The sequence below is a fragment of the Pseudomonas sp. SCA2728.1_7 genome, from assembly GCF_018138145.1.
Classification (GTDB): domain Bacteria; phylum Pseudomonadota; class Gammaproteobacteria; order Pseudomonadales; family Pseudomonadaceae; genus Aquipseudomonas; species Aquipseudomonas koreensis_A.
This window is the reverse complement of record NZ_CP073104.1, coordinates 2,846,687-2,871,921: the sequence shown is the minus strand read 5'-3', so window position 1 is coordinate 2,871,921 and position 25,235 is coordinate 2,846,687. Positions and strand designations below refer to the sequence as shown.

Below are 25,235 nucleotides of genomic sequence, written 5' to 3'. Positions count from 1 at the left end.
GGGCTGCCGTCACAGCCTGATTACGTTATACTCGCCGGCTTTCAAAAGTTCGCCAACGAGTGCTGCCCGTCATGGAAATCAACCCGATCCTGAACACCATCAAGGACCTGTCCGAGCGCTCCGAAACTATTCGGGGGTATCTTTGACTACGATCAAAAGCATGAGCGTCTGACTGAAGTCAATCGCGAGCTTGAAGATCCGAGCGTCTGGAACAAACCTGAATACGCCCAGGAACTGGGTCGCGAGCGCGCCGCGCTGGCACAGATCGTCGATACTCTCGACGAACTGAACGGCGGCCTGGCCGATTGCCGCGATCTGCTGGACATGGCCGTCGAAGAAAACGACGAAGGCGCAGTGGGCGATGTCGTCGCCGAGCTGGCCCGTCTCGAGGAAAATCTGGCCAAGCTGGAATTCCGCCGCATGTTCAGCCATGAAATGGACCCGAATAACGCGTACCTGGACATCCAGGCCGGTTCCGGCGGCACCGAAGCCCAGGACTGGGCCAACATCCTGCTGCGCATGTACCTGCGCTGGGCGGACAAGCGCGGTTTCGATGCGACCATCATGGAACTGTCAGCCGGTGAAGTCGCTGGTATCAAAGGTGCGACCGTGCACATCAAGGGCGAATACGCCTTTGGCTGGCTGCGTACCGAGATCGGCGTGCACCGTCTGGTGCGCAAGAGCCCGTTCGACTCCGGCAACCGTCGCCACACCTCGTTCTCCGCGGTTTTCGTCTCGCCAGAGATCGACGACAAGGTCGAAATCGAAATCAACCCGGCAGACCTGCGGATCGACACCTATCGTTCCTCCGGTGCCGGTGGTCAGCACGTAAACACCACCGACTCGGCCGTACGTATCACTCACGTACCGACCAACACCGTGGTCAGTTGCCAGAACGAACGTTCCCAGCACGCCAACAAGGACACCGCCATGAAAATGCTGCGGGCCAAGTTGTACGAGCAGGAAATGCAGAAACGCAACGCCGCGTCGCAAGCGCTGGAAGACACCAAGTCCGACATCGGCTGGGGTCACCAGATTCGCTCGTACGTGCTTGATGCGTCGCGGATCAAGGATCTGCGCACCAACATCGAACGCAGCGACTGCGACAAGGTACTCGACGGCGACATCGACGAATACCTGTATGCCAGCCTGAAATCCGGGCTGTAAAAGACGCATTACAGGATCGGCTGATTTAACCCGATCCCTGTAGGAGCCAGCCTGCTGGCGATCCCCGGGCTGCAAAGTCCGGGGGCAACGAACCTGATGGAATATCTAAAGACATGAGCGACCAACAACTCGACCCGCAAGCCCTGCAACAGGAAGAAAACTCCCTGATCGCCCTGCGCAAGGAAAAGCTGGCTGCCGAGCGCGCCAAGGGCAACGCCTTCCCGAACGACTTCCGCCGCGAAAACTACTGCGAAGATCTGCAGAAGAAGTACGCGGACAAGACCAAGGAAGAGCTGGCAGAGGCTGCAATCCCGGTCAAGGTTGCCGGTCGCATCATGCTCAACCGTGGCTCGTTCATGGTGATTCAGGACATGACCGGTCGCATCCAGGTCTACGTCAACCGTAAAACCCTGTCGGAAGACACCCTGGCCGCGGTGAAAACCTGGGACATGGGCGACATCATTGCCGCCGAAGGCACCCTGGCGCGTTCCGGCAAGGGCGACCTGTACGTTGAAATGACCAGCGTGCGTCTGCTGACCAAATCGCTGCGTCCGCTGCCGGACAAGCACCACGGCCTGACCGACACCGAACAGCGTTACCGTCAGCGCTACGTTGACCTGATCGTCAACGACGAAGTGCGCCAGACCTTCCGCGTACGTTCGCAAGTGATCGCGCACATCCGCAGCTTCCTGATGAAGCGCGACTTCCTCGAAGTCGAAACGCCGATGCTGCAGACCATCCCTGGCGGCGCTGCGGCCAAGCCGTTCGAAACCCACCACAACGCGCTGGACATGGAAATGTTCCTGCGTATCGCGCCTGAGCTGTATCTGAAGCGACTGGTGGTCGGTGGCTTTGAAAAGGTTTTCGAGATCAACCGCAACTTCCGTAACGAAGGCGTTTCGACTCGTCACAACCCAGAATTCACCATGTTGGAGTTCTACCAGGCTTACGCCGACTACGAAGACAACATGGACCTGACCGAAGAACTGTTCCGTGAATTGGCGCAGCTGGTGCTGGGCAGCACCGACGTGCCTTACGGCGACAAGGTGTTCCACTTCGGCGAGCCGTTCGTGCGCCTGTCGGTGTTCGACTCGATTCTCAAGTACAACCCTGAGCTGACTGCCGATGATCTGAACGACATCGACAAAGCGCGCGCCATCGCCAAGAAGGCCGGCGCCAAGGTGCTGGGCTTCGAAGGTCTGGGCAAGCTGCAGGTGATGATTTTCGAAGAACTGGTCGAGCACAAGCTGGAACAGCCGCACTTCATCACTCAATACCCGTTCGAAGTGTCGCCGCTGGCGCGTCGCAACGACGACAACCCGAACGTCACTGACCGTTTCGAGCTGTTCATCGGTGGCCGTGAAATCGCCAACGCCTATTCCGAGTTGAACGACGCAGAAGACCAGGCCGAGCGCTTCATGGCGCAGGTGGCCGACAAGGACGCTGGCGACGACGAAGCCATGCACTACGACGCCGACTTCGTGCGCGCGCTGGAGTACGGCATGCCGCCAACGGCCGGTGAAGGCATCGGCATCGATCGTCTGGTGATGTTGTTGACCAACTCGCCGTCGATCCGCGATGTGATCCTGTTCCCGCACATGCGACCGCAAGCGTAAACGTTTCAGTTGAAAAGCCGCCTAAAACAGGCGGCTTTTTATTGCCTGTCTGGTACAAATGTATCAATTGGTTAATTTCGCAATAGCAGAGGAAGTTCTGTCGTGATGGGTGCAATAGCTCAAGAGGGTGCAGCGGGTATCGCCACTGCGGTCGCTGAAAGTGTTCAGTACCAGGGCCGCAAGGCCAGCCGACAGGGCAGCGAGCAGCGTCGACAGGACATTCTCGACGCGGCGATGCGCATTGTCGTGCGCGACGGCGTGCGTGCCGTGCGCCACCGCGCCGTGGCTGCCGAGGCCGGTGTGCCGTTGTCGGCGACCACCTATTACTTCAAAGACATCGATGACCTGCTCACCGATACCTTCGCCCAGTATGTGGAGCGCAGTGCGGCGTACATGGCCAAGTTGTGGATCAACAACGAAGGTTTGCTGCGCGAAATGGTCGTCAGTGGCGACGGCAGCCCCGAGTCGCGCTCGCAACTGGCCGACGATATCGCGCGGTTGATGGCCGACTATGTTCACCGGCAATTGCTTAACCGTCGCGAGCATTTGATGGCCGAACAGGCATTCCGCCAGGAAGCGTTGCTCAACCCGCGTCTGGCGATTCTGGTGCGCTCGCATCAGCAGATTCTGCTGCAGGGCACCTGCCAATTGTTTCAGGTGCTGGGCTCGCGTGAACCGCAACAGGATGCCAAGGTGTTGACGGCGATTATCGGACGGATGGAATATCAGGGCCTGCTCAACGACGCCGAGCCTTTGGCCGAAGAGGACATGCTCGGCATTCTGACGCGCTACATGCACCTGGTGCTCGCGTCGGTGTAATCCGCTGTTGCTTCACCCTGTGGGAGCGAGCCTGCTCGCGAATGCGGTCTGACATTCAACATCTTTGTTGCCTGACACACCGCTTTCGCGAGCAGGCTCGCTCCCACAGGGTAATGTGGCGATGTTCAGGGCCGTGTGTTCATAGGGAGTATTGAATGAAAGCCTGGCGTGGCGTGCTGATCGCCTTGTCGTTCCTGCTGCTCAGTGGCTGTCTGGTGACCTTCAAGGAGCCGCTGACCGCCAGTGACCCGGCGCCCAAGGGCCTGCTCGGCAAATGGTCGAGCACCAATGCCTGGGGCGAGCCGATGAACCTTGAGCTGACGCGGTTGGGCAACGATCGCTATCAGGCCGTTACGTACTTCAAGGCCAAACCCCACGAACGTGAAGCCTATCCGTTCACCGTGTCGCGCCACGGCAGCCGCTGGTATCTGTCGGCGAAAGTCCCGGCGCAGTACGGTGGCCACTTCACCATCGCTGGTTTCGAGCTCACCGACAAACACGAACTGGTGGTCTACAACCTCGATCTCGAGCAGATCAATCAAGCGATCAAGCAGAAAGCCCTCGACGGTCAAGCCTTCCAGACCGACGATGGCGACGGCGTGCATGTCGACAGCAACCTCGACAAGGTCTTTGCTTACCTCGACGATCCGGCCAATTCCGATGTGTTCGTTGAAGCCGTGCGCTACCAGCGCCAGGCACGCGCCAAATAATTCAGTTTTCTACAGGAGTTTCGGGTGGACGATTACCAGCAGACGATACGTATGTTGTCCGACCGCATTGTGCTGGCGCAGACGCCGATTCGCGTACTCGACGCGGTCAAGTGGGACGAGAACATCCGTAAGGGCTTCCTCAAGGCCAAAGGCAAGGAAATGCCGGCGGTGGATCGCGACTATTACCTCAATCGGCCGCTGAGTTTCGATTCGAGCAAGGTCAAGCTGGAATTCCAGAACATCGAGCGCGACATCACCCGCCAGCTCGGCCAGTTCAACCCGGTCGGGCAGATCATGCGGCGCATGTGCAAGGAATACCGCATGGTGGTGCGCATGCTCGAAGCGCGCGGCACCGAGGATTTCGGCCTGATCTCGCAAGAACTGTACGGCGCCGCCTCCGATGCTTTCCACGCCGGCGACCCGACCCTGGCCGACCTCGGCCTGATGATGTCCGACTACCTGAACAACATCGATGGCCGTGGCGACTTGAAGGATGAGCCGAAAATCCTTACCGCCAAAGACGCGGTGCACTTGCTGCAGACCCGTTTGAACAAAGTCTTCGGTGAGGCCGAGGAAACCATTCGCGTGTTCGAGTCCGACGGCATTGTTGCTGACGCCGCAGCGGGCGCCGACTACATCAAGATCCGCACCGACGCGATGTTCAACGATCGCGATGTGCGCGCGCTGGAAGTCCACGAAGGTCTGGTCCATGTGGGCACTACGCTCAACGGGCTGAACCAGCCGATCTGCACCTTCCTGTCCAAAGGCCCACCGTCGTCGACGGTGACTCAGGAAGGCCTGGCGATTCTGATGGAAATCATCACCTTCGCCTCCTACCCGAGCCGCCTGCGCAAACTGACCAACCGCACGCGCGCCATTCATATGGTCGAGGAGGGCGCGGACTTCTTGCAGATCTTCGAGTTCTTCCGCGAGCAGGGCTTCGAGATGGCGGAAAGTTACGGCAACGCCAGTCGGGTTTTCCGTGGATCTACGCCCACCGGTCTGCCATTCACCAAAGACTTGTCCTACCTCAAGGGCTTTATCATGGTTTACAACTACATTCAGTTGGCCGTGCGTAAAGGCAAGCTTGAACAGATTCCGTTGTTGTTCTGTGGCAAGACCACGCTGGAAGACATGCGGACCTTGCGCCAGCTGGTGGATGAAGGGCTGGTGGTACCGCCGAAGTATCTGCCGGACCAGTTTCGCGATTTGAACGCGTTGTCTGCGTGGATGTGCTTCTCCAACTTCCTCAATCATTTGAGCCTGGACCGGATCGAAGCGGATTACTCCAATATCCTTTAACCCACAAAAAATCCCCTGTAGGAGTGAGCCTGCTCGCGATAGCGGTGTGTCAATCAACATTAATATCGACTGATGCACCGCTATCGCGAGCAGGCTCACTCCTACAGGTTTGTTCTGTATTCCAACCCGAATTTTTTGCGAGGTTTCACCGGATGAGAATCCTCGGCATCATCTGCCTGCTACTGACCCTCGGCGGTTGTAGCTCTTTGTTGTTCTACCCCGAACCGGGCCAGATATTCACTCCGGAAAAAGCCAAACTCGAATACCGCACCGTCACCCTGGTCACGGCGGATGGCTTGAAGCTCAATGCCTGGTGGCTGCCGGCCAAACCCGGCGTCGAGGTCAAAGGCACCGTCCTGCATCTGCACGGCAACGGCGGCAATCTGCCGATGCATCTCGGCGGCAGTTGGTGGTTGCCGAAAAACGGCTATCAAGTGTTGCTGGTTGACTATCGCGGTTATGGCTTGTCCGAGGGCGAGCCGAGTTTGCCGGCGATCTATCAGGACATCGACACCGCATTTGCCTGGCTGGACAAAGCGCCGGAGGTCAAAGGCAAGCCGCTGATTCTGCTCGGACAAAGCCTCGGCGGTTCGATGGCGGTGCATTGGCTGGTACAACATCCCGAAAGACAAAAGCAGCTCAAGGCTTTGGTCCTCGACGGCGTGCCCGCCAGTTACCGCAGCGTTGGCCAATATGCGCTGAGCACCTCGTGGCTGACCTGGCCGTTCCAGGTGCCGTTGTCGTGGCTGGTGCCGGACAGCGACAGCGCGATCAACTCGATGCCGCAGCTGAACGGTGTGCCGAAACTGATCTTTCACAGCATCGATGATCCGCTGGTCCCGCTTTCCAACGGCATTCGTCTGTATCAAGCTGCGCCGCCACCGCGCGTGCTGCAACTGACCCGAGGCGGTCATGTGCAGACCTTCGGCGACCCGGTCTGGCGTCAGGTGATGCTGCGCTACCTTGACGACCCCGAGCATTTCAACGGCCTGCGCCGCCTCGGCGAAATCCCCAATTACCCGACACCCCCGAATTCTGACGATGAGAGTCCGCAATGACTGAAGAACGCAACGCCATCCCGCTGATCATCACCGGTATCTGCAGCATCCTCGGCACCGTCGGGGCGCTGTGGTACTACGGCTACCTGCACTTCGCCAAACCTGAGGATGCGTTGCTGCTCAACGAATTCACCATGCTCAAGACGGTGCCGGGTGAGGATTACAAAGTCTCACTGGACCCGGCGCCGCAAGTGGCGCAGTGCATCGATGGCGTGCTGGTGTTGTTCGATACCGAGCAGAAAGGTTTGACCGGTGTGTTGATCAACGCGCAGAAAAAAGCGGTGCGCTGCATGGGCGAAGAGACCCCGCAGAAGCTCGAGCAGTGATTCTGCAGGACCAGCCCTCACCCTAACCCTCTCCCAGAGGGAGAGGGGACTGACCGAGTTGTCTTTCGAGTTACGCCGACCTGATCCATCGTGTCGAACACAAATTCTGAAAACACCACAAATCGGCTCCCTCTCCCTCGTGAGAGGGCTGGGGTGAGGGGCCGCGATTTCAGCCCGCACAAAAAAGCCCAGCCTGATCCATCGTGGCGAGCACAAATTCTGAAAGCACCACAAATCGGCTCCCTCTCCCTCGGGAGAGGGCTGGGGTGAGGGGCCGCGATTTCAGCCCGCACAAAAAAGCTCCGCCTGATCCATCGTGTCGAACACAAATTCTGAAAGCACCACAAATCGGCTCCCTCTCCCTCGGGAGAGGGCTGGGGTGAGGGGCCGCGATTTCAGCCTGTCTAGTCCTGAAATAGGTTTACACCTATTCACCCTAACGCCCGATGCACCGCATCGGGCGTTTTGTATTTTAAGGAAAGGTGCGGCCGCTCTTGGTTGTAGATCGTAATAGCCTCCCGCACCATCTGTTCAGCCTGTTCTAGATTTTCTGGCCTGTAGAGCAGCAGCTCTGTTTTCAGAATGCCGTTAACCCGCTCTGCGAGAGCGTTTTGGTAGCAATCGTAGCCATCGGTCATTGAGCAAGTGACGTCATGTTTGGCGTGCAGCTTCTGGTAAAGATCAGAGCAGTACTGTGCGCCTCGATCCGAGTGATGCACCAGTCGTTGCTTTGTTCGGCGCTCTTTTAGCGCCTTTCGGAAGGCTTGAGCCACGGATTTGGCGTGCAGGCTGTCATGTACGTGAAAGCCGACAATTTTTCTCGAGTAAGCATCTGTCACCAAACTCAAGTAAACAGATCCTTCTCGTGTGGGGATGTAGGTGATATCTGCTACCCAGACTTGTTCTGGGCCGGTCGCAATCACTTGATGCGGGCCAGGTTTCAGGAGGTTGGGATGGCAGCGAAAACGATGATGGCTGTCAGTCGTCTTGTGATAGGCCCGTTTTCTACGTACCAGTTGTCGATGATCGCGCAAAACATCGAATAGACGATCCCTTCCAACATGCAGTTCTTGTCTCTCGCGTTTGGCATGCATCATCGAATGTAACTTACGAGTACCGATGCAGGGCTGACGTAAGCGGATCTCATGCACAAACTTGATGAGCTTCTGGTCTTGCTCAAGCCTGGATCGGTAAGCCCGATCTCGCTTGTAATAGGCTTGGCGACTTATTCCCATAAACTGGCAAGCCCTGCTGACACTCAGGGTTTGGGTTTGCGCAACGACTTGCCTGGCCGCTTTTTTACAACGGATACGCCATAGTCATTCTTCAGAACATCGACCACGTCTTCAAAAAATTTGGCTTTCTGATTGGCCAGCGCCAATTGTTCTTCAAGCTCTTTGATTCTCTGCTCAGGCGTCAGCGGCAAAGTTGGCTCGTCCATCGGTCGAGTCCTCTGAGAGCGAATGGAGGCGCCTTGGCTCCAATCCTGCCGACCATGCTTGCGTAACCAAACCAGAACCGTCGACCGGCCTTGAATCCCATAGCGCCGTTGAGCCTCTTTATAACTCAACTCGCCTTTTTCGACCTGATCGACAACCGACAATTTAAAAGTCAGTGTGTAATCGCGCTGACTCCGCTTTTCGCCCGTCTCCATTGCACCCTCCTGATAAGAAGCCAGAAGGTGTAAACCTTATTTAGGACGAGGCAGCCCGCACAAAAAAGCCCCGCCTGATCCATCGTGTCGAACACAAATTCTGAAAGCACCACAAATCGGCTCCCTCTCCCTCGGGAGAGGGCTGGGGTGAGGGGCCACCATTTCAGCCTCACAAAAAAAGCCCCGCCTGATCGCTCAGGCGGGGCTTTTGCGTTACTGCAGGGCGCTTAGTTCGAGCTTACCGCCGAACGAGGTACAACCGGCTGGTTGTCGTTGGAAATGGTCACTTCCACACGACGGTTCATCGCACGGCCGGAAACACTGCCGTTCTCGGCAACCGGGTATTCCTTGCCGTAGCCTTGAGTGACGATGCGCGCTGGATCAACGCCCATTTTCACCAGTGCGGTGCGCACGGAGTTGGCGCGACGCTCAGACAGCGACTGGTTGTGGCTGGCGGTCCCGGTGCTGTCGGTGTAGCCCTCGACGATCACTTTGCGATCCGGGTTTTCCTGAAGGAATTGCGCCAGTTTGTTGATGTTGACCAGACCGCTGGATTTCAGGTCGGCACGGTCGGTGGCGAACAGTACGTCACCGAAGGTCACCAGCGTACCGCGATCGGTCTGCTTGGCGTTGAGGCTGTCCTGCAGCTGTTTGATCTGCTGGTCACGGGCATCCAGACGCGCCTGGGCACGTTGGGCTGCAGCGTTCTTCAGATTGTTTTCAGCGGTGCGCAGGGCGATGGTCTGCTTGGCCACTTCCACGCGCTGGTTGGTCAGGTAGGCCAGTTGGTCAACCTTGGCGGCGTCTTGCTTGTCCAGATAAGCCTTGTCGGCCTTGTCCAGGTAGTCGCTGGCGTCTTTGGTTTCCAGTGCTGCGACTTTGCTCGCCTGTGGGTTGGCTTGCAGGCCGGCGTAGTTGGTGCGCGCGTTTTCCAGATTCGGGTTAGGCGGAGTGGAGCAGGCAGCCAAGGCAACGCTTGCGGCGAGGAGAGCGGGGATCATCAGTTGCTTACGCATAATTTTCGTCCTTTCTATCGATAAGAGATTCAGCTTTGCGGTCGGGATGCGCGCTTACTGCACGGTGCGCTGACTTTCCTGACGCAGTTCCTGAACACCTTTCTGGGAATCCTTCACGGCTTGTTCAGCCTTGGCGGCCTGAGCTTTGCGTTCGGCTACGCGAGCGTCCCACTCGGCTTGCTCGGACAGGGTGCGAGCCTCGTCATACTTCTTGTCGTGCATGGCGATTTCGGCTTGTTTCAGCTTGTCCTGCGCCTGCTTCATCTCAACCGCAGCGAACTCGGTACCGCCGGCGCTGACCGCGCTGTTCACGGCCGATTGGGTTACGGCGTATTGCTCGGTCGGTGGGTTACCAGCGCAACCGGCCAGTACGAAGCTGGTGCCGATGGCCAGAGCCGCCAGTTTCAGACCGCGCAGGTGGGTAAACGAGGTTTGGTTTTTCATGGTCTTCAACTCCATTAGGCATCTCCTGAAAACATCTGAATCCATCCTGGTCGAGGAGCCGCAAGCGACGTGTGAAAGCGCGTTTTTGAAACGCTCGTTCCAGGCGTGGTTACAGGTTCCGACCGGCGGGATTTTTCAAAAGTTCAGAAAAGATGGCCTATCGCCAAAAAAAACTTTGACCGAATGGACAAGGCTCTAGAGCGGGAACTTTGGCGGCAGAGAGTGGTACGCGCGGGTTTTCAAGACGCCGAAAACACATCGATTTTCAGCTTGAATACGATCCCTGTAGGAGTGAGCCTGCTCGCGATGCGTCGTGTCAGACAACAAAAATGTTGAATGAAAAACCGCTATCGCGAGCAGGCTCACTCCTACAGTTTGATCTGCATGGTGTCAGTGTTTTTGCTTGCCCTCAGCCGCCGAGAGGTCATGCAAATGCCGACGCGAAAGCGCCAGAAACCGCGGCGTAGGCCCAACATCCTCATACAACGGATCACCTTCCTCATCGGTCGCCACTACCGTCGAACCCTTCACATACGGCAGGCTCGCTTCAAACTCTTCAAGGGCTGCGCCAATCAGTTCACCGAGCAGTTCTTCGGCATGCCGTTTGGGGTACATCTCGGCAATCGCTGCCAGACGCGCAGCGGCTTCGACGTCCAGATGAATCGTGTAGCCAGTGTCGGTCAGGCGACCCTTGGCGTTTTCTTCCCAATGCTGGGCGAGTTCACGAATTTTCATGATGACCTCATTTCGCGCCTGCTCATGGCAGGCCTGGGTGAGTGTCCGGCAGCGCCGGCGGCAAGCCGTTGTACGGCTTACTGTTGAGACTAGCTTTCGCCCGCAAGGTTTAACGTCCCTTCGTCGGCTGCTTGTAAGAAGCGTCGTAGAGCGGCACTCTCTAGGTCATGCACTCGTTTCTAAGCCGTCCGGATTACTGCTGGGGAATTGCTGATGACCGATATTGATGCACGCTTGCGCGAAGACGTTCACCTGCTCGGAGAGCTGTTGGGCAACACCATTCGAGACCAATACGGCGAGGCATTCCTCGACAAGATCGAGCAGATCCGCAAGGGCGCCAAGGCTGACCGGCGTGGCTCGATGGACGCAGAACTGAGCGCCAGCCTCAATCAATTGAGCGAGGACGAATTGCTCCCGGTAGCGCGGGCGTTCAACCAGTTTCTCAACCTGGCGAACATCGCCGAGCAGTATCAGTTGATCCATCGCCGCGAAGAATCGCAGCCGGCGCCGTTCGAATCCCGTGTACTGCCGGAATTGCTCGCCCGTTTGCGCAACGAAGGCCACAGTGCCGAGTCGTTGGCCCGGCAACTGGCACGCCTGGAAATCGAACTGGTGCTGACCGCGCACCCGACCGAAGTGGCGCGACGCACGCTGATCCAGAAGTACGACGCGATCGCCGCGCAACTCGCCGCGCAAGATCATCGCGACCTGACCAGCGCCGAACGCGAACAAATTCAAAACACCCTGCAACGGCTGATCGCCGAAGCCTGGCACACCGAAGAAATCCGCCGCACGCGGCCGACGCCGGTCGATGAAGCCAAATGGGGTTTCGCAGTGATCGAGCATTCGCTGTGGCAAGCGATCCCCAACCATATGCGCAAGGCTGACAAGGCTTTGCATGAAGCGACCGGCCTGCGTCTACCATTGGAAGCGGCGCCGATTCGCTTCGCGTCGTGGATGGGCGGCGACCGTGACGGCAACCCCAATGTCACCGCAGCCGTGACTCGTGAAGTGTTGCTGTTGGCGCGCTGGATGGCCGCCGATTTGTACCTGCGTGATGTCGATCATCTCGCCGCTGAACTGTCGATGCAGCAGGCCAGTGATGCCCTCAAAGCCAAGGCCGGTGACAGCGCTGAACCCTATCGCGCGGTGCTCAAACAACTGCGCGAACGCTTGCGCGCGACGCGCAACTGGGCACACGCTGCGCTGACCGCACCGACGCCAGCGCCGGCCGATGTATTGCACAACAACCGCGATCTGCTCGATCCGCTGGAGCTGTGTTTCAACTCGCTGCACGAATGCGGCATGGGCGTGATTGCTGACGGCCCGTTGCTTGATTGCTTGCGTCGTGCGGTGACCTTCGGCCTGTTCCTTGTACGTCTGGATGTGCGTCAGGACTCCTCGCGGCACAGCTCGGCGATGACCGAAATCACCGATTACCTCGGTCTCGGTCGTTATGAAGACTGGGACGAAGAACAGCGGATCGCCTTCCTGACCCGCGAGCTGAGTAATCGTCGACCACTGCTGCCGGCACATTTCAAACCGTCAGCTGATACCGCCGAAGTGCTCAACACCTGCAAGGAAATCGCCGCCGCACCGGGTGCGTCGCTCGGTTCCTACGTGATCTCCATGGCCGGTGCCGCTTCTGATGTGCTCGCCGTGCAACTGCTGCTCAAAGAGTCCGGCGTGTTGCGGCCGATGCGCGTGGTGCCGCTGTTCGAAACCCTCGCCGACCTCGATAACGCCGGGCCGGTGATGGAGCGGCTGTTGCTGCTGCCGGGTTATCGCGCACGGCTGCAAGGCCCGCAGGAAGTGATGATCGGCTACTCCGATTCGGCCAAGGACGCCGGCACAACGGCGGCAGCGTGGGCGCAATATCGCGCGCAGGAACGCTTGGTGGAGATCTGCCGCGAGCAGCAAGTCGAACTACTCCTGTTCCATGGTCGCGGCGGCACCGTGGGCCGTGGCGGTGGCCCGGCGCATGCGGCGATTCTGTCGCAGCCACCGGGGTCGGTGGCGGGGCGTTTCCGCACCACCGAGCAGGGCGAAATGATTCGATTCAAATTCGGCCTGCCAGACATCGCCGAGCAAAACCTCAATCTGTATCTGGCGGCAGTGCTTGAAGCAACGCTGTTGCCGCCACCACCGCCAACACCAGAATGGCGCCATCTGATGGATGAATTGGCCGCTGACGGAGTCAGTGCTTATCGCCAGGTCGTGCGGGAAAATCCGCAATTCGTCGAGTACTTCCGTCAGTCCACCCCGGAGCAGGAATTGGGACGTTTGCCGCTCGGCAGTCGCCCGGCCAAACGTCGGGCCGGCGGTATCGAAAGCCTGCGGGCGATCCCGTGGATCTTCGGCTGGACGCAAACGCGGCTGATGCTGCCAGCGTGGCTCGGTTGGGAATCGGCGCTGAGCAAAGCGCTGGAGCGTGGCGAAGGCGAGTTGCTCGGGCAGATGCGCGAACAGTGGCCGTTCTTCCGCACCCGTATCGACATGCTCGAAATGGTCCTGGCCAAGGCTGACGCGGATATCGCGCTGTCCTACGATCAGCGTCTCGTCGAGCCGGACTTGCTGCCGTTGGGCGCGCAGTTACGCGACCTATTGTCGCAGGCGTGCACCGTGGTGCTCGGTCTGACCGGGCAGTCGCAACTGCTGGCACATAGCCCGGACACCCTTGAATTCATCCGCTTGCGCAACACCTACCTCGACCCGCTGCATCTATTGCAGGCCGAGTTGCTGGCCCGCTCGCGACAGCAGGATGTCGAGCAGGGCAGCCCGGTGGAACAGGCGTTGCTGGTGTCTGTGGCGGGGATTGCCGCCGGTTTGCGAAATACCGGCTAACGTTTTTGTCGTGGCACGCGGCACCGGACACAAACGCCGGATGCCGCTTTGCCTGACGGGGGGAAGTGCCGCCAGGCGACAGTTAATGATGGGGTTGCGACTTGGGTTACCGCGTCGCAAGGTCGCGGGGGGCGTCGGTTTCTCCGACTTTTGGCGTCTTGTGTGGGCGCAGCCTGCTGTGTATCTTGATCAGCCTTTGGCCGTTTGTGCGGCCACGACCCGTATTTTCAGGATTCGTCCCAAGCGGCGAATCCTTTGTTTTGTAAAAGCTTTTTATAAAAAAATTGAGGAGCACATCTAATGCGCGTCATTCTGCTGGGAGCTCCCGGGGCCGGTAAAGGTACTCAGGCTAAGTTCATCACCGAAAAATTCGGCATTCCACAAATTTCCACTGGCGACATGCTGCGTGCAGCGGTCAAGGCCGGTACTCCGCTGGGCGTACAAGCCAAGAGCATCATGGATGCCGGCGGCCTGGTGTCGGATGACCTGATCATCGCACTGGTTCAGGACCGTATCGCTCAGCCAGACTGCGCCAACGGTTTCCTGTTCGACGGTTTCCCGCGCACCATTCCGCAGGCTGAAGCACTGGTGACTGCCGGCGTTGAGCTGGATGCTGTGGTTGAAATCGCTGTTGAAGACGAAGAAATCGTGCAACGCATCGCCGGCCGTCGTGTTCACGAAGCCAGCGGCCGCGTTTACCACATCGTCTACAACCCGCCGAAAATCGCCGGCAAAGACGACATCACTGGCGAAGAACTGGTACAGCGCAAGGACGACACCGAAGAAACCGTGCGTCATCGCCTGTCGGTCTACCACTCGCAGACCAAGCCGCTGGTGGAGTTCTATCAGAGCCTGTCCGCGAAAAACGCTGGCAAGCCGAAGTACAGCCACATCCCGGGCGTTGGTTCGGTCGATGCGATCACCGCCAAGGTGCTGGCCGCGCTGAGCTGAAAAGTCTGAACCGCAGCATCATCCACGGCCCGCTTGCGGGCCGTAGTTGTTTATACTGACGCACTTTTTCCCTTCCCTGTTTTGGAAACATCGATGAGCACCTTGCTGGCCCTGGACACCGCGACTGAAGCTTGCTCCGTTGCCTTGCTGCATGACGGCAAGGTCACGAGCCATTACGAGGTGATCCCGCGCCTGCACGCGCAGAAGCTGCTGCCGATGATCCAGCAATTGCTGGCCGACGCCGGCACCACGTTGCAAGCGGTCGATGCGATTGCCTTCGGTCGCGGGCCTGGCGCGTTCACGGGTGTGCGGATCGCCATTGGTGTGGTGCAGGGTTTGGCGTTTGCGCTGGATCGTCCGGTGTTGCCAGTGTCCAACCTCGCAGTGCTGGCGCAGCGAGCGTTGCGTCAACATGGCGTGAGCCAGGTCGCGGCGGCCATCGATGCGCGGATGGATGAAGTGTATTGGGGCTGCTACCGCGAGACGGCGGGGGAGATGCGTCTGGTCGGTGCCGAAGCGGTGTTGCCGCCGGAAGTCGCGGCGTTGCCGGCGGATGCCAGTGGCGACTGGTTCGGCGCCGGCACCGGTTGGGGTTATGCCGAGCGCATTGCGGTCGATCTGACGGGTTCCGACGCCGGCATGTTGCCCCACGCCGAAGACCTGCTGACGCTGGCGCGTTTTGCCTGGGAACGCGGCGAATCGATCCCGGCGGATGACGCGCAACCGGTTTACCTGCGCGACAAAGTCGCCACCCCGAAAGCCCGCTGATTCACCACTTTACCTGTGGGAGCGAGCTTGCTCGCGAAGGCGTCGGGTCAGCCTATATCAATGTTGCATGTGCTGAAATCTTCGCGAGCAAGCTCGCTCCCACAGGGAATTAAGTCGCCCGCGAATCCGCCAATCGTCAGTTTGTAACCCCTCGCTTTAAACCTTTTGCGCTTTATGTGTTCTAGTTATCACTCGGCGGTTTGCTAAGTCGGTCAAGTGCCGCTAAATTGCCATCATCGATACCGAGCATGAAATTATGCGTATAGACGGCCTTTCCTCTCAGTCCTACCCCATCAAGCGCAAGCCTCGCAAAGGCCATGTGACTGTGGATGAGTCCGTCGACGATATTGACGGCGAGCTGGAATTCCCGACTGAAGAGCAATTGGCCGCCCGCGCTGCCAAAGCCTCGGCCCAACGCCTGAGCAATCTGCCTGCCCGTCAGCAAGACATGATCTACCACCGTGCGATGAAAAAAAGCGTAGCGATGGCCCTGGCCAGTTACCTGAGCACTGCCGGTTTTGTCGATTGGGATGCAGACGTGCTGGGCCTCGATCTGTACATCTGATGGATCTGCCTTACTACCTCGGTTGCCCGTCCTGGAGCGAAAACGCCTGGCGCGAGTATTTGTACCCGGTAGACGCCAAAACCTCTGATTTCCTCGGTCTCTATTCGCAAGTGTTCAACGCCGTTGAAGGCAACACGACCTTCTACGCCAGTCCGTCGCCCGCCACTGTGCAGCGTTGGGCTGAGGTGATGCCCGAACACTTTCGCTTCACCGCCAAATTCCCCGGCGACATCAGCCACAGCGGTGATCTGCGCGAGCAACTGACCGCCGCCGAAACCTTCCTGCAATTACTCAAACCGCTCGGTGAGCGCGTCTCGCCGATGTGGTTGCAACTTTCGAAAAGCTTCACACCGCATCGGCTGCCGGAACTGGCGGCGTTCATTGATGCGCTGGATTGCCCGCTGGCGGTGGAAGTGCGGCATGAACAGTTCTTCGCCAAGGGCGAGAGCGAACGCTTGCTCAATCGGCTGCTGCTGGATCGTGGTGTCGAGCGCATCTGCCTCGACCCGCGTGCGCTGTTCAGCTGCCTGTCGACCGAGTCTTCGGTGATCCACGCGCAATCGAAAAAACCGCGCGTGCCGACACGCCCGGCGGCATTTACGCAATTTCCGCAGGTGCGCTTCATTGGCCATCCAGAGCTTGAGGCCAACGACCCGTTTCTGCTGCCATGGGTGGCGAAAATCGCCGAGTGGATCGAAGAGGGCCGAACGCCGTATATCTTTCTGCACACCGCCGACAACCTCCTGGCGGCGAAGCTGGCGCAACGTTTTCACGCACAACTGATGCAACGTTTGCCTGGCCTGCCGGCGCTGCCTGAGCTATACAGAGAACCCGCTGCGGAGCAACTTGGCCTGCTCTGAGGCGGATTTTTTTCCTGCCCTGGAGCCTGCCGATGGATGCCCAAGCCCTTAAAGCACACGCCTTCAAAGCCCTGCATGAACGTCCGGGGATTTTCGTCATTCCCAATCCGTGGGATGCGGGGTCGGCGAAAATGCTCGCCAGCCTCGGCTATCAGGCCTTGGCAACGACCAGCGCCGGTTATGCGTTTTCCCAGGGCAAGGCCGATGGTGCGTTAAGTCTCGACGAGACCCTGGCCAATGTCCGCGCGATTGTCGCCGCCACCGATTTGCCGGTAGCGGTGGATCTGGAAAACGGTTTTGCCGATGACCCGGCCGAGGCTGCAAAAAGCCTGATTCGCGCAGCAGAGGCGGGTGCGGTGGGTGGTTCGATCGAAGACGCGACGGGCCGCGCGGATGCGCCGATCTATTGCTTCGAACACGCGGTGGCACGTATCGAAGCCGCCGTCGCCGCCGTGCGCACGCTGCCATTTCCCTTCATCCTGACTGCCCGCGCGGAAAATTATCTGCACGGCAACCCCGATATCAACGACACCATTCGCCGCTTGCAGGCCTTCGCCGAGGCCGGCGCTGACGTGTTGTACGCGCCAGGTTTGCGTAACGCCGAAGAAGTGCTGGCGGTGGTACGCGCGGTGGCGCCGAAACCGGTCAATGTGCTGATGTCCGGCGGCTTGAAACTGACCGTGCAGGAACTGCAGGAAATGGGCGTACGCCGCATCAGTACCGGTTCTGCATTGGCGTTGGCAGCATTCGGCGAGTTCTTCCGCGCCGCTGAAGAGATCCAGCAATCGGGCACATTCGGCTTTACCTCGCAGTCGATGCCGTACGCCAAGGCCAATCAGTTTTTCAAAGGCTGAACATGGGGCGGTGGATATTCTGGCTGGTGCTGCTGATGATTGGCGGCGCTGCGGTCAGTGTCTGGCGCGGTTGGCTTGAAGTCCCGCCGCAGTGGAATCCGTGGGCACCGCTGGACGTGAAAGCCGCGCCTAATTGGCTGACCGGCTACAAGCTGATGCGTTTGCGCAGTGATCCTGAGCTCTGCGCGCAGGCGTTAAGCAGCTCGGATCTTCGTGTCACGCGGCAATCCGACAGCCCGGACGCCAAGTGCCCGCTGATCGGCGCCCTGCGCGTACAGGGCGGTGAGGTGGCGCTGAGCAGCAGTTTCCTCGCCAGTTGTCCGCTGGCGGTGGCCTACGCGATGTTTGAACACCACACCCTGCAACCCGCCGCTCAGTCTGTATACGGCCAGAAGGTCACACGTCTCGATCACCTCGGCAGCTTCGCCTGCCGCAATGTCTACAACCGCGAAAGCGGGGCGCTCAGTCGCCACGCCAGTGCCGATGCATTGGACATTGCCGGGTTTCGTCTGGCGGATGGCCGCAACATCAGCGTACTCAAGGACTGGCCCAAGCAAAATCAGCACGCGCAGTTTCTCCGTCAGGTGCGCGATGGCGCCTGCGAGGCATTCAGTGTGGTGTTGAGTCCGGATTACAACGCCGCCCATCGCAATCACTTTCATGTCGATGTCGGGCGCTGGAGCGTGTGTCGCTGAGGCTTAAGCGGCGAGGCGCAGGTTCTGCAGAACGATCGGGCGCGCCCAGCCGTTATCGAAGTCCAGCGCTTTCTGTTGCTCGACGATTTCTTCTGGCGGGAACGGCGGGTAAGGCTTTTGCAGCAGGTCCAGATCGAATTCGGCAATCGGCAGGTACAGCGGTTTCTTCTGCGGTGCCGGACCTGGTTCTGGTGTTGGCTGACCGTTGTTGATCACCACCGGCCGTACCCAGCTGCTGTCGAAATCCTGTTGCTCTTGCTGAGCTTTGAGTTCTTCAGGTGGGAACGGTGGGAATGGCTTGTCCAGCAAGTCCATTTCGAACTCGGCGATCGGCAGGAACAGCGGCTCTGGTGGGCGCACTTCGGTCTCCACCACATCGCACTCGCGCTGGCTGACGATGTGCGCGTGCAGCTCGCTGCCGATGGTCGGCTCTTCCGGGCTGCTCAGGTCAACCGGCGGAAACGTACCGCAGGCAGGCACCACTTCACTCGTCTGTTCGGCCAGCGCCTGGGCAAAGAAATCCTGCCACAGGTGACTGACGCCGCTCAGTGCTTGAGTGTTGTGACGGCTAAAGTCGCCATGGGGCGAGATGTAGCCAATCGATGTGGGAAGAATGCCTGACATTTTTTTCGGTTGACGCTCAGCTCTGGCAAAATGCGCGTTGAATGAATTATCGGCGGTTTTTGCCGATCCTTGAATTTTTGAGCGTGTTTTCCATGATCGAGCAACCTGCGGCCTGCCGCATCCATGTTCAGGCCCTCGGCCCTACGTTTGAAGCGCAAGCCGGGCAGTGGGCCGAGCGCTTGGGCCTGCCGCTTGAAGTGGCGGATGGCGAGTTTGCCTTGCAGGTCGGCGAGCAGGGTTTGCAGTTGCAACAGCTTGGCCCGGACGCACCGGGGCCGGTGCGCGTCGACTTCGTCGAGGGCGGCGCGGCACACCGGCGCTTATACGGTGGTGGCAGCGGGCAGATGATTGCCAAGGCTGTCGGCATTGCCCAAGGCGTGCGCCCACGGGTGCTGGATGCCACGGCGGGGCTGGGCAAGGATGCGTTTGTGCTGGCCAGTCTCGGTTGCGAAATGAGCCTGATCGAGCGCCAGCCGCTGATTGGCGCGCTGCTGGAGGATGGTCTGGCACGGGCGGCGGAGGATTTCGACGTGGCACCGATCGTGGCGCGGATGAAATTGCTCAAGGGCAACTCCATCGAGGTCATGCAGAACTGGGAAGGTGAGCCGCCGCAGGTGATTTATCTCGATCCGATGTTTCCCCATCGCGAGAAGACCGCGCTGGTGAAGAAGGAAATGCGTCTGTTCCGGCCTTTGGTGGGCGATGATCCGGATGCGCCGGCGTTGCTCGAAGCCGCGTTGGCTCTGGCGACGCACCGGGTGGTGGTCAAACGGCCGCGCAAGGCGCCGTGCATTGAGGGGCCGAAGCCGAGTCATGCGCTGGATGGCAAATCGAGCCGGTATGACATTTACCCAAAGAAAGCGCTCAAACCTTAAAACCGAGTCGCTCCTATCGCGAGCAGGCTCACTCCTACAATTGATCTGTGGTGCACACAAATCCACTGTAGGAGTGAGCCTGCTCGCGATAGGGCCAGCCCAAACAGCGCAGAAGCTAAGGTTTGTACGCCCGCATAAACAAAGCCACCACTTCCTGAATATGGCTCTCTGCAGCCTCTTCGCTCAACGGCTCCCCACAGCCATACAACAAGCGAAAATTCCCCGCACCCTTGATCAGGCAGAAGAAGTGCTCGGCGGCATTGCGCGGCAGATCGATGCTCAGCGCGCCTGTCTCGTTAATACGCGTCAACAGCCGCTCCATGCCCTGCACCATGCGCTGCGGGCCGGCCTCGAAGAAGATCAGCGACAGCTTCGGGTCCTGACTGCCGAGTGCCATGATCAAGCGGTGCAAGTTCACCGACTCATCACTGTTGATCAGGTGATGAAAGCCTCGCGCAATGTTCAGCAACACATTTTCCACGGCGATGCCTTCGGGCAATTCGAAGAACAATGGCGGCAATTGCTCCTCGCATTTGGCCACCACGGCGGCGGAGAACAGCGTCTCCTTGTCGTTGAAATGGCTGTAGACCGTCAGCTTCGACACGCCCGCTTCGCTGGCGACCGCGTCCATGCTGGTGTTGGCATAGCCATGACTCAGAAACAGAATTTTCGCCGCGTCGAGGATTGCCTGGCGCTTGGCCAGATCCTTGGGACGGCCCGGACCGTTTGGAGCTGAAAGATTGTTCGACATTCTTCGCTTTTAATACTGGACTGGTGAGTTTGCTATTAATAACATACCCGCCAGTATAATTATTCCAAGCACCATTAGCGAAAGGTCCGTCACCATGTTCCGCCATGCGTTGTCCCTCGCGTTGCCAGTGAGTCTGGCGTTCCTTTTGTCAGCGTGTGGTCAGGAAGAGGCGACGCAAGTCACCGTGCGACCGGCCATGGTGGTGCAGCCAGAGCCTTCGGCGCAGGCCATGGAAAGTTATCCGGGCGAGGTACGCGCGCGCTATGAACCCGATCTGGCCTTTCGTATTGGCGGCAAAGTCAGCCGACGACTGGTCGATGAAGGTCAGCGCGTGAAGGCTGATCAGCCACTCGCCGAACTCGATCCGCAAGATGTACGCCTGCAACTGGAAGCTACCCGCGCCCAGGTCGCCGCCGCTGAAGCCAATCTCAATCTGGTGCGTGCCGAGCGTGATCGCTACAAAACCTTGATGGATCGGCAGATGGTCAGCCGCTCGGCTTACGACAATGCCGAAAACCTTTACCGCTCCGGTGAAGCCCGCCTCAAACAAATCAAAGCTGAATTCAACGTGTCGACCAATCAGGCCAGTTACGCGGTACTGCGTGCGCCGCAGGATGGCGTGGTGGCCAAGCGTTCGGTCGAGGTGGGACAGGTCGTCGCCGCCGGGCAAACCGTGTTTACCCTCGCCACCGATGGCGAGCGCGAAGTGCTGATCAGCCTGCCGGAGCAGAGCTTCGGCCGCTTCAAGGTCGGTCAGCCGGTGACTGTTGAATTGTGGACGCAGCAAAACCAGCGCTTCGCTGGGCAGATACGCGAACTGTCGCCCGCCGCCGATCCACGCTCGCGCACCTTTGCCGCGCGCATCTCCTTCGCCGGCGGCAAAGTCCCGGCCGAACTGGGTCAGAGCGCCCGTGTGTTCGTGCAGTCGGCCGACAGCGTTTCCCTGTCGGTGCCGCTCTCGGCACTCACCGCCGAAAACGGCGCGACCTACGTCTGGGTCGTCAATAGCAACAACACCTTGAAGAAAACCCCGGTGCGCATCGGCCCGTTCGGCGAGAAAAGCGTGCCGGTACTCGAAGGCTTGAACGCCAGCGACTGGGTAGTCGCCGCCGGTGTGCATGTGTTGCTCGAAGGGCAGCAGGTGCGTCCGGTGGATCGCTCCAACCGTGTGGTCAATCTGGCGGACAAGGAGTAAGTCCCGATGCGCTTCAACCTTTCCGAATGGGCGCTGCGTAATCGCCAGATCGTACTGTTCCTGATGCTTCTTCTGGCCATCGTTGGTGCGTTGTCCTACACCAAACTCGGCCAGAGCGAAGACCCGCCGTTCACCTTCAAGGCGATGGTCATCCAGACCCGTTGGCCGGGGGCGACCGCGCAGGAAGTCTCGCGTCAGGTCACCGAACGCATCGAAAAGAAACTGATGGAAACCGGCGAGTACGAACGCATCGTGTCGTTCTCGCGCCCCGGCGAATCGCAGGTGACGTTCATTGCCCGTGACTCGATGCACTCCAAGGAAATCCCCGACCTCTGGTACCAGGTGCGCAAGAAGGTCAGCGATATTCGTCAGACCTTGCCGCCGGATATTCAGGGGCCGTTCTTCAACGATGAATTCGGTACCACGTTCGGCAATATCTATGCGCTGACCGGCGACGGTTTCGATTACGCGGTGCTCAAGGATTACGCCGACCGTATCCAGATCCAGCTGCAGCGGGTCAAGGATGTCGGCAAAGTCGACCTGCTCGGTTTGCAGGACGAGAAAATCTGGGTCGAGCTGTCCAACGTCAAACTGGCGACCCTTGGCTTGCCGCTGGCGGCGGTGCAACAGGCATTGCAGGAGCAGAACGCGGTGTCGACCGCCGGTTTTTTTGAAACCGGTAGCGAGCGCTTGCAGCTACGGGTTTCGGGGAATTTTCAGACAGTCGATGAGATAAAAAACTTCCCGATCCGCGTCGGCGATCGTACGTTCCGCATCTCCGATGTCGCCGATGTGCGTCGCGGTTTCAACGATCCACCGGCGCCGCGCATGCGCTTCATGGGCGAGGATGCGATTGGTCTCGCCGTGGCGATGAAGGATGGCGGTGACATTCTGGTGCTCGGCAAAGCGCTGGAAGGCGAGTTCTCGCGTATCCAGAAAAACCTCCCGGCCGGCATGCAACTGCGCAAGGTCTCCGACCAACCGGCGGCGGTGAAAACCGGGGTCGGTGAGTTTGTTCAAGTACTGGTCGAAGCGTTGGCGATTGTCTTGCTGGTGAGCTTCTTCTCCCTCGGCGTGCGCACCGGCATGGTGGTGGCACTGACCATTCCGCTGGTGCTGGCGATGACCTTCGCCTGCATGTATTACCTCGGCATCGGCCTGCACAAGATATCTCTTGGCGCGTTGGTGCTGGCACTGGGTTTGCTGGTGGACGATGCGATCATTGCTGTGGAAATGATGGCGATCAAAATGGAGCAGGGCTTCGACCGTATTCGTGCGGCGAGTTATGCCTGGACCAGCACGGCGTTCCCGATGCTCACCGGTACGTTGATCACTGCCGCCGGGTTCCTGCCGATTGCCACGGCGCAGTCCGGCACCGGCGAATACACCCGCTCGATCTTTCAAGTGGTGACCATCGCGTTGCTCGCGTCCTGGGTGGCAGCGGTGGTGTTTGTGCCGTATTTGGGGGAAAAACTCCTGCCGGATCTGGCGAAAATTCATGCGGCCAAACATGGCACTGGCGATGGACAGCCAGATCCGTATGGCACGCCGTTTTATCAGCGGGTTCGGCGGCTGGTGGAGTGGTGCGTGATGCATCGCAAGACCGTAATCGTGCTGACGGTGGGGCTGTTTATCGCCTCGGTGATGTTGTTCCGCTTCGTCCCGCAGCAGTTCTTCCCGGCCTCCAATCGACTGGAGTTGATGGTCGATCTGAAACTGGCCGAAGGTGCGTCGTTGGCCAATACCACTGGCGAGGTCAAACGGCTGGAGGCGATGCTCAAGGATCACGCCGGCATCGACAATTACGTGGCTTACGTCGGCACCGGATCGCCGCGTTTCTATCTGCCGCTGGATCAGCAATTGCCGGCGGCGAGCTTCGCGCAGTTTGTGGTGTTGGCGAAAACCATTGAGGAGCGTGAAGCGCTGCGCAGTTGGTTGATCGAAACGCTCAACGAACAGTTCCCGGCGCTGCGTTCGCGGGTTACTCGCTTGGAAAACGGCCCACCGGTTGGCTATCCGGTGCAGTTCCGCGTCACCGGTGAGCACATCGAGGAAGTCCGCGCGTTGGCGCGCAAAGTGGCGGCCAAGGTTCGTGAGAACCCGCATGTGGTCAATGTGCATCTGGATTGGGAAGAGCCGAGCAAGGTGGTCTATCTGAACATCGATCAGGATCGCGCTCGGGCGCTGGGTGTGAGCACGGCCAATCTGGCCAAATTCCTGCAGAGTTCGTTGACCGGATCGAGTGTCAGTCAGTATCGCGAAGACAATGAGTTGATCGAGATTCTGCTGCGCGGCACGGTGCATGAGCGCACTGAATTGTCGTTGCTGCCGAGTCTGGCGGTGCCGACGGATAACGGCCGCAGTGTGGCGTTGTCGCAGATTGCCACGCTGGAATATGGCTTTGAGGAGGGGATTATCTGGCACCGCAATCGCCTGCCGAACGTGACCGTGCGGGCGGATATTTATGGCAAGGAGCAGCCGGCGACGTTGGTCAAGCAGATCATGCCGACGCTGGATTCTATTCGTGCCGAGTTGCCCGATGGTTATCTGTTGGATGTCGGCGGCACGGTGGAGGATTCCGAGCGTGGGCAAAAATCGGTGAATGCTGGGGTGCCGATGTTCATCGTCGTGGTGCTGACGCTGTTGATGGTGCAGTTGCGCAGTTTTTCGCGCACGGCGATGGTGTTTTTGACGGCGCCTTTGGGGTTGATCGGGGTGACGCTGTTTTTGATGGTGTTCCGTCAGCCGTTCGGGTTTGTGGCGATGTTGGGGACGATTGCGTTGTCCGGGATGATCATGCGTAATTCGGTGATTCTGGTGGATCAGATTGAGCAGGATATTGCTTCGGGGCTTAAGCCTTGGCAGGCGATTATCGAGGCTACGGTTCGACGCTTCAGGCCGATTGTGTTGACGGCGTTGGCGGCGGTTTTGGCGATGATTCCGTTGTCGCGGAGTGTGTTTTTTGGGCCGATGGCGGTGGCAATCATGGGCGGGTTGATTGTTGCGACGGCGTTGACGCTGTTGTTTTTGCCGGCGTTGTATGCGGCTTGGTTCCGGGTGCGTAAGGACGCTTGATTGTTTTGTGACGTGGCGGCCTCCGGGCCGACCATGCTCTGGTTGTTCTTTGTGAATATCCGTTGCTTCGGGGGCTGCCGCTGGCGGTTTCGCTCTTACAGCGAGTCCCTTTGGCAAACGCCCCAAAGGAACCAAAGGTCTGTGCCCTGACGTTCGGCCCGCTCGCTGGGGCTCGGGGTTCCTTCGCTCCGGGATCGATCCGGGGGCATCGCTTCCGATTTGCTTCGCTGCACCTCCTTTCGATGTGTTCGACTTCGTCGAACGGTCGCTGCGCTCCCACCCCCGGATCAATCCCTCCACTCAGCCTGCCGACGGGCCTTCAGATCAAGAT

At 59.1% G+C, this 25,235-nt stretch carries 23 protein-coding genes; 17 read left to right on the top strand and 6 right to left on the bottom strand.

The features are described from left to right. Positions 1-71: 71 nt before the first annotated feature. The 7 genes from prfB (at position 72) to KBP52_RS12880 (ending at position 6,998) form a co-directional block, all read left to right on the top strand. Positions 72-1,167, top strand: a protein-coding gene (gene prfB, locus KBP52_RS12910; protein ID WP_102900567.1) for a peptide chain release factor 2 whose coding sequence is annotated in 2 segments (ribosomal slippage) — positions 72-143 and positions 145-1,167 — 1,095 coding nt in all. Because the reading frame shifts where the segments join, the coding sequence is not laid out codon by codon here. 113 nt (positions 1,168-1,280) lie between these two features. Further along, positions 1,281-2,783, top strand: a complete 1,503-nt coding sequence (gene lysS / locus KBP52_RS12905) for a lysine--tRNA ligase (RefSeq protein WP_064120555.1) — start codon at positions 1,281-1,283, stop codon at positions 2,781-2,783. Between the two features lie 105 nt (positions 2,784-2,888). Further along, on the top strand, positions 2,889-3,602 hold the full coding sequence (locus KBP52_RS12900; protein ID WP_077571286.1) for a TetR family transcriptional regulator: 714 nt from the start codon (positions 2,889-2,891) through the stop codon (positions 3,600-3,602). A 155-nt stretch (positions 3,603-3,757) separates the two neighbouring features. Beyond that, positions 3,758-4,312 (top strand): hypothetical protein, encoded by a 555-nt coding sequence (locus KBP52_RS12895; RefSeq protein ID WP_212622888.1) that lies wholly within the window; start codon positions 3,758-3,760, stop codon positions 4,310-4,312. Positions 4,313-4,363: 51 nt separating this feature from the next. Further along, the gene (locus KBP52_RS12890; protein ID WP_176091693.1) at positions 4,364-5,614 is read left to right on the top strand and encodes a flavohemoglobin expression-modulating QEGLA motif protein; all 1,251 of its coding nucleotides are present in this window, start codon (positions 4,364-4,366) and stop codon (positions 5,612-5,614) included. 152 nt (positions 5,615-5,766) lie between these two features. After that, entirely contained in the window at positions 5,767-6,672 is a 906-nt protein-coding gene (locus KBP52_RS12885; RefSeq protein ID WP_212622887.1) for an alpha/beta hydrolase, read from the top strand. Beyond that, a complete protein-coding gene (locus tag KBP52_RS12880) occupies positions 6,669-6,998 on the top strand; it encodes a hypothetical protein (protein WP_034154859.1) in 330 nt (109 codons plus the stop codon). The genes KBP52_RS12885 and KBP52_RS12880 overlap by 4 nt, the downstream gene beginning before the upstream one ends. 431 nt (positions 6,999-7,429) lie before the next feature. On the opposite strand, the gene KBP52_RS12875 is transcribed toward KBP52_RS12880, so the two are convergent. From KBP52_RS12875 to KBP52_RS12860, 4 genes are all read right to left on the bottom strand, one after another. Continuing rightward, a protein-coding gene (locus tag KBP52_RS12875) for an IS3 family transposase (RefSeq protein WP_212620801.1) occupies positions 7,430-8,652 on the bottom strand; the annotation gives its coding sequence in 2 pieces (ribosomal slippage) (positions 7,430-8,301 and positions 8,301-8,652; 1,224 coding nt in all). Positions 8,653-8,879: 227 nt separating this feature from the next. Further along, positions 8,880-9,668 (bottom strand): OmpA family protein, encoded by a 789-nt coding sequence (locus tag KBP52_RS12870; protein ID WP_212622886.1) that lies wholly within the window; start codon positions 9,666-9,668, stop codon positions 8,880-8,882. 54 nt (positions 9,669-9,722) lie between these two features. Further along, the gene (locus KBP52_RS12865; protein ID WP_034154861.1) at positions 9,723-10,127 is read right to left on the bottom strand and encodes a DUF4398 domain-containing protein; all 405 of its coding nucleotides are present in this window, start codon (positions 10,125-10,127) and stop codon (positions 9,723-9,725) included. Positions 10,128-10,502: 375 nt separating this feature from the next. Next, positions 10,503-10,847, bottom strand: coding sequence for a pilin assembly protein (locus KBP52_RS12860; protein WP_122843232.1), 345 nt, complete (start codon positions 10,845-10,847; stop codon positions 10,503-10,505). Positions 10,848-11,060: 213 nt separating this feature from the next. Between KBP52_RS12860 and ppc the strand changes: the two genes are divergently transcribed. The 7 genes from ppc (at position 11,061) to KBP52_RS12825 (ending at position 18,384) form a co-directional block, all read left to right on the top strand. Beyond that, positions 11,061-13,691, top strand: a complete 2,631-nt coding sequence (gene ppc, locus KBP52_RS12855) for a phosphoenolpyruvate carboxylase (RefSeq protein ID WP_212622885.1) — start codon at positions 11,061-11,063, stop codon at positions 13,689-13,691. A 300-nt stretch (positions 13,692-13,991) separates the two neighbouring features. Beyond that, positions 13,992-14,642 (top strand): adenylate kinase, encoded by a 651-nt coding sequence (gene adk / locus KBP52_RS12850; RefSeq protein WP_008078383.1) that lies wholly within the window; start codon positions 13,992-13,994, stop codon positions 14,640-14,642. Between the two features lie 93 nt (positions 14,643-14,735). Continuing rightward, a complete protein-coding gene (gene tsaB / locus KBP52_RS12845; RefSeq protein ID WP_116028724.1) occupies positions 14,736-15,410 on the top strand; it encodes a tRNA (adenosine(37)-N6)-threonylcarbamoyltransferase complex dimerization subunit type 1 TsaB in 675 nt (224 codons plus the stop codon). Positions 15,411-15,666: 256 nt separating this feature from the next. Continuing rightward, positions 15,667-15,975, top strand: coding sequence for a hypothetical protein (locus tag KBP52_RS12840; protein WP_116028725.1), 309 nt, complete (start codon positions 15,667-15,669; stop codon positions 15,973-15,975). After that, the gene (locus tag KBP52_RS12835) at positions 15,975-16,835 is read left to right on the top strand and encodes a DUF72 domain-containing protein (RefSeq protein WP_116028726.1); all 861 of its coding nucleotides are present in this window, start codon (positions 15,975-15,977) and stop codon (positions 16,833-16,835) included. The genes KBP52_RS12840 and KBP52_RS12835 overlap by 1 nt, the downstream gene beginning before the upstream one ends. A gap of 32 nt (positions 16,836-16,867) precedes the next feature. Continuing rightward, positions 16,868-17,689 (top strand): isocitrate lyase/phosphoenolpyruvate mutase family protein, encoded by an 822-nt coding sequence (locus KBP52_RS12830; RefSeq protein ID WP_116028727.1) that lies wholly within the window; start codon positions 16,868-16,870, stop codon positions 17,687-17,689. Between the two features lie 2 nt (positions 17,690-17,691). Further along, entirely contained in the window at positions 17,692-18,384 is a 693-nt protein-coding gene (locus tag KBP52_RS12825; RefSeq protein WP_212622884.1) for an extensin family protein, read from the top strand. Positions 18,385-18,387: 3 nt separating this feature from the next. On the opposite strand, the gene KBP52_RS12820 is transcribed toward KBP52_RS12825, so the two are convergent. Then, positions 18,388-19,008: an energy transducer TonB gene (locus KBP52_RS12820; protein ID WP_077571299.1), complete on the bottom strand. Its 621-nt coding sequence runs from the start codon at positions 19,006-19,008 to the stop codon at positions 18,388-18,390. Between the two features lie 95 nt (positions 19,009-19,103). On the opposite strand from KBP52_RS12820, the gene KBP52_RS12815 reads away from it, so the two are divergent. Beyond that, positions 19,104-19,883 carry a class I SAM-dependent methyltransferase gene (locus KBP52_RS12815; RefSeq protein WP_176091694.1) on the top strand — a complete coding sequence of 260 codons (780 nt, stop codon included), beginning with the start codon at positions 19,104-19,106 and terminating at the stop codon, positions 19,881-19,883. Between the two features lie 115 nt (positions 19,884-19,998). On the opposite strand, the gene KBP52_RS12810 is transcribed toward KBP52_RS12815, so the two are convergent. Beyond that, positions 19,999-20,634, bottom strand: coding sequence for a TetR/AcrR family transcriptional regulator (locus KBP52_RS12810; protein WP_212622883.1), 636 nt, complete (start codon positions 20,632-20,634; stop codon positions 19,999-20,001). 94 nt (positions 20,635-20,728) lie between these two features. On the opposite strand from KBP52_RS12810, the gene KBP52_RS12805 reads away from it, so the two are divergent. Both KBP52_RS12805 and KBP52_RS12800 read left to right on the top strand, forming a co-directional pair. Then, on the top strand, positions 20,729-21,829 hold the full coding sequence (locus KBP52_RS12805; RefSeq protein WP_212622882.1) for an efflux RND transporter periplasmic adaptor subunit: 1,101 nt from the start codon (positions 20,729-20,731) through the stop codon (positions 21,827-21,829). A 6-nt stretch (positions 21,830-21,835) separates the two neighbouring features. Next, positions 21,836-24,904: an efflux RND transporter permease subunit gene (locus KBP52_RS12800; protein ID WP_212622881.1), complete on the top strand. Its 3,069-nt coding sequence runs from the start codon at positions 21,836-21,838 to the stop codon at positions 24,902-24,904. The last annotated feature ends 331 nt before the right edge of the window (positions 24,905-25,235 follow it).

Coding starts and splice junctions, on each gene's coding strand:
- KBP52_RS12825 (WP_212622884.1), top strand. CDS start 17,692: ATGGGGCGGTGGATATTCTGGCTGGTGCTGCTGATGATTGGCGGCGCT.
- KBP52_RS12890 (WP_176091693.1), top strand. CDS start 4,364: ATGTTGTCCGACCGCATTGTGCTGGCGCAGACGCCGATTCGCGTACTC.
- KBP52_RS12800 (WP_212622881.1), top strand. CDS start 21,836: ATGCGCTTCAACCTTTCCGAATGGGCGCTGCGTAATCGCCAGATCGTA.
- KBP52_RS12870 (WP_212622886.1), bottom strand. CDS start 9,668: ATGCGTAAGCAACTGATGATCCCCGCTCTCCTCGCCGCAAGCGTTGCC.
- KBP52_RS12865 (WP_034154861.1), bottom strand. CDS start 10,127: ATGGAGTTGAAGACCATGAAAAACCAAACCTCGTTTACCCACCTGCGC.
- KBP52_RS12860 (WP_122843232.1), bottom strand. CDS start 10,847: ATGAAAATTCGTGAACTCGCCCAGCATTGGGAAGAAAACGCCAAGGGT.
- KBP52_RS12820 (WP_077571299.1), bottom strand. CDS start 19,008: ATGTCAGGCATTCTTCCCACATCGATTGGCTACATCTCGCCCCATGGC.
- KBP52_RS12900 (WP_077571286.1), top strand. CDS start 2,889: ATGGGTGCAATAGCTCAAGAGGGTGCAGCGGGTATCGCCACTGCGGTC.
- KBP52_RS12810 (WP_212622883.1), bottom strand. CDS start 20,634: ATGTCGAACAATCTTTCAGCTCCAAACGGTCCGGGCCGTCCCAAGGAT.
- KBP52_RS12880 (WP_034154859.1), top strand. CDS start 6,669: ATGACTGAAGAACGCAACGCCATCCCGCTGATCATCACCGGTATCTGC.
- KBP52_RS12805 (WP_212622882.1), top strand. CDS start 20,729: ATGTTCCGCCATGCGTTGTCCCTCGCGTTGCCAGTGAGTCTGGCGTTC.
- KBP52_RS12895 (WP_212622888.1), top strand. CDS start 3,758: ATGAAAGCCTGGCGTGGCGTGCTGATCGCCTTGTCGTTCCTGCTGCTC.
- KBP52_RS12830 (WP_116028727.1), top strand. CDS start 16,868: ATGGATGCCCAAGCCCTTAAAGCACACGCCTTCAAAGCCCTGCATGAA.
- KBP52_RS12840 (WP_116028725.1), top strand. CDS start 15,667: ATGCGTATAGACGGCCTTTCCTCTCAGTCCTACCCCATCAAGCGCAAG.
- lysS (WP_064120555.1), top strand. CDS start 1,281: ATGAGCGACCAACAACTCGACCCGCAAGCCCTGCAACAGGAAGAAAAC.
- KBP52_RS12835 (WP_116028726.1), top strand. CDS start 15,975: ATGGATCTGCCTTACTACCTCGGTTGCCCGTCCTGGAGCGAAAACGCC.
- KBP52_RS12885 (WP_212622887.1), top strand. CDS start 5,767: ATGAGAATCCTCGGCATCATCTGCCTGCTACTGACCCTCGGCGGTTGT.
- ppc (WP_212622885.1), top strand. CDS start 11,061: ATGACCGATATTGATGCACGCTTGCGCGAAGACGTTCACCTGCTCGGA.
- tsaB (WP_116028724.1), top strand. CDS start 14,736: ATGAGCACCTTGCTGGCCCTGGACACCGCGACTGAAGCTTGCTCCGTT.
- adk (WP_008078383.1), top strand. CDS start 13,992: ATGCGCGTCATTCTGCTGGGAGCTCCCGGGGCCGGTAAAGGTACTCAG.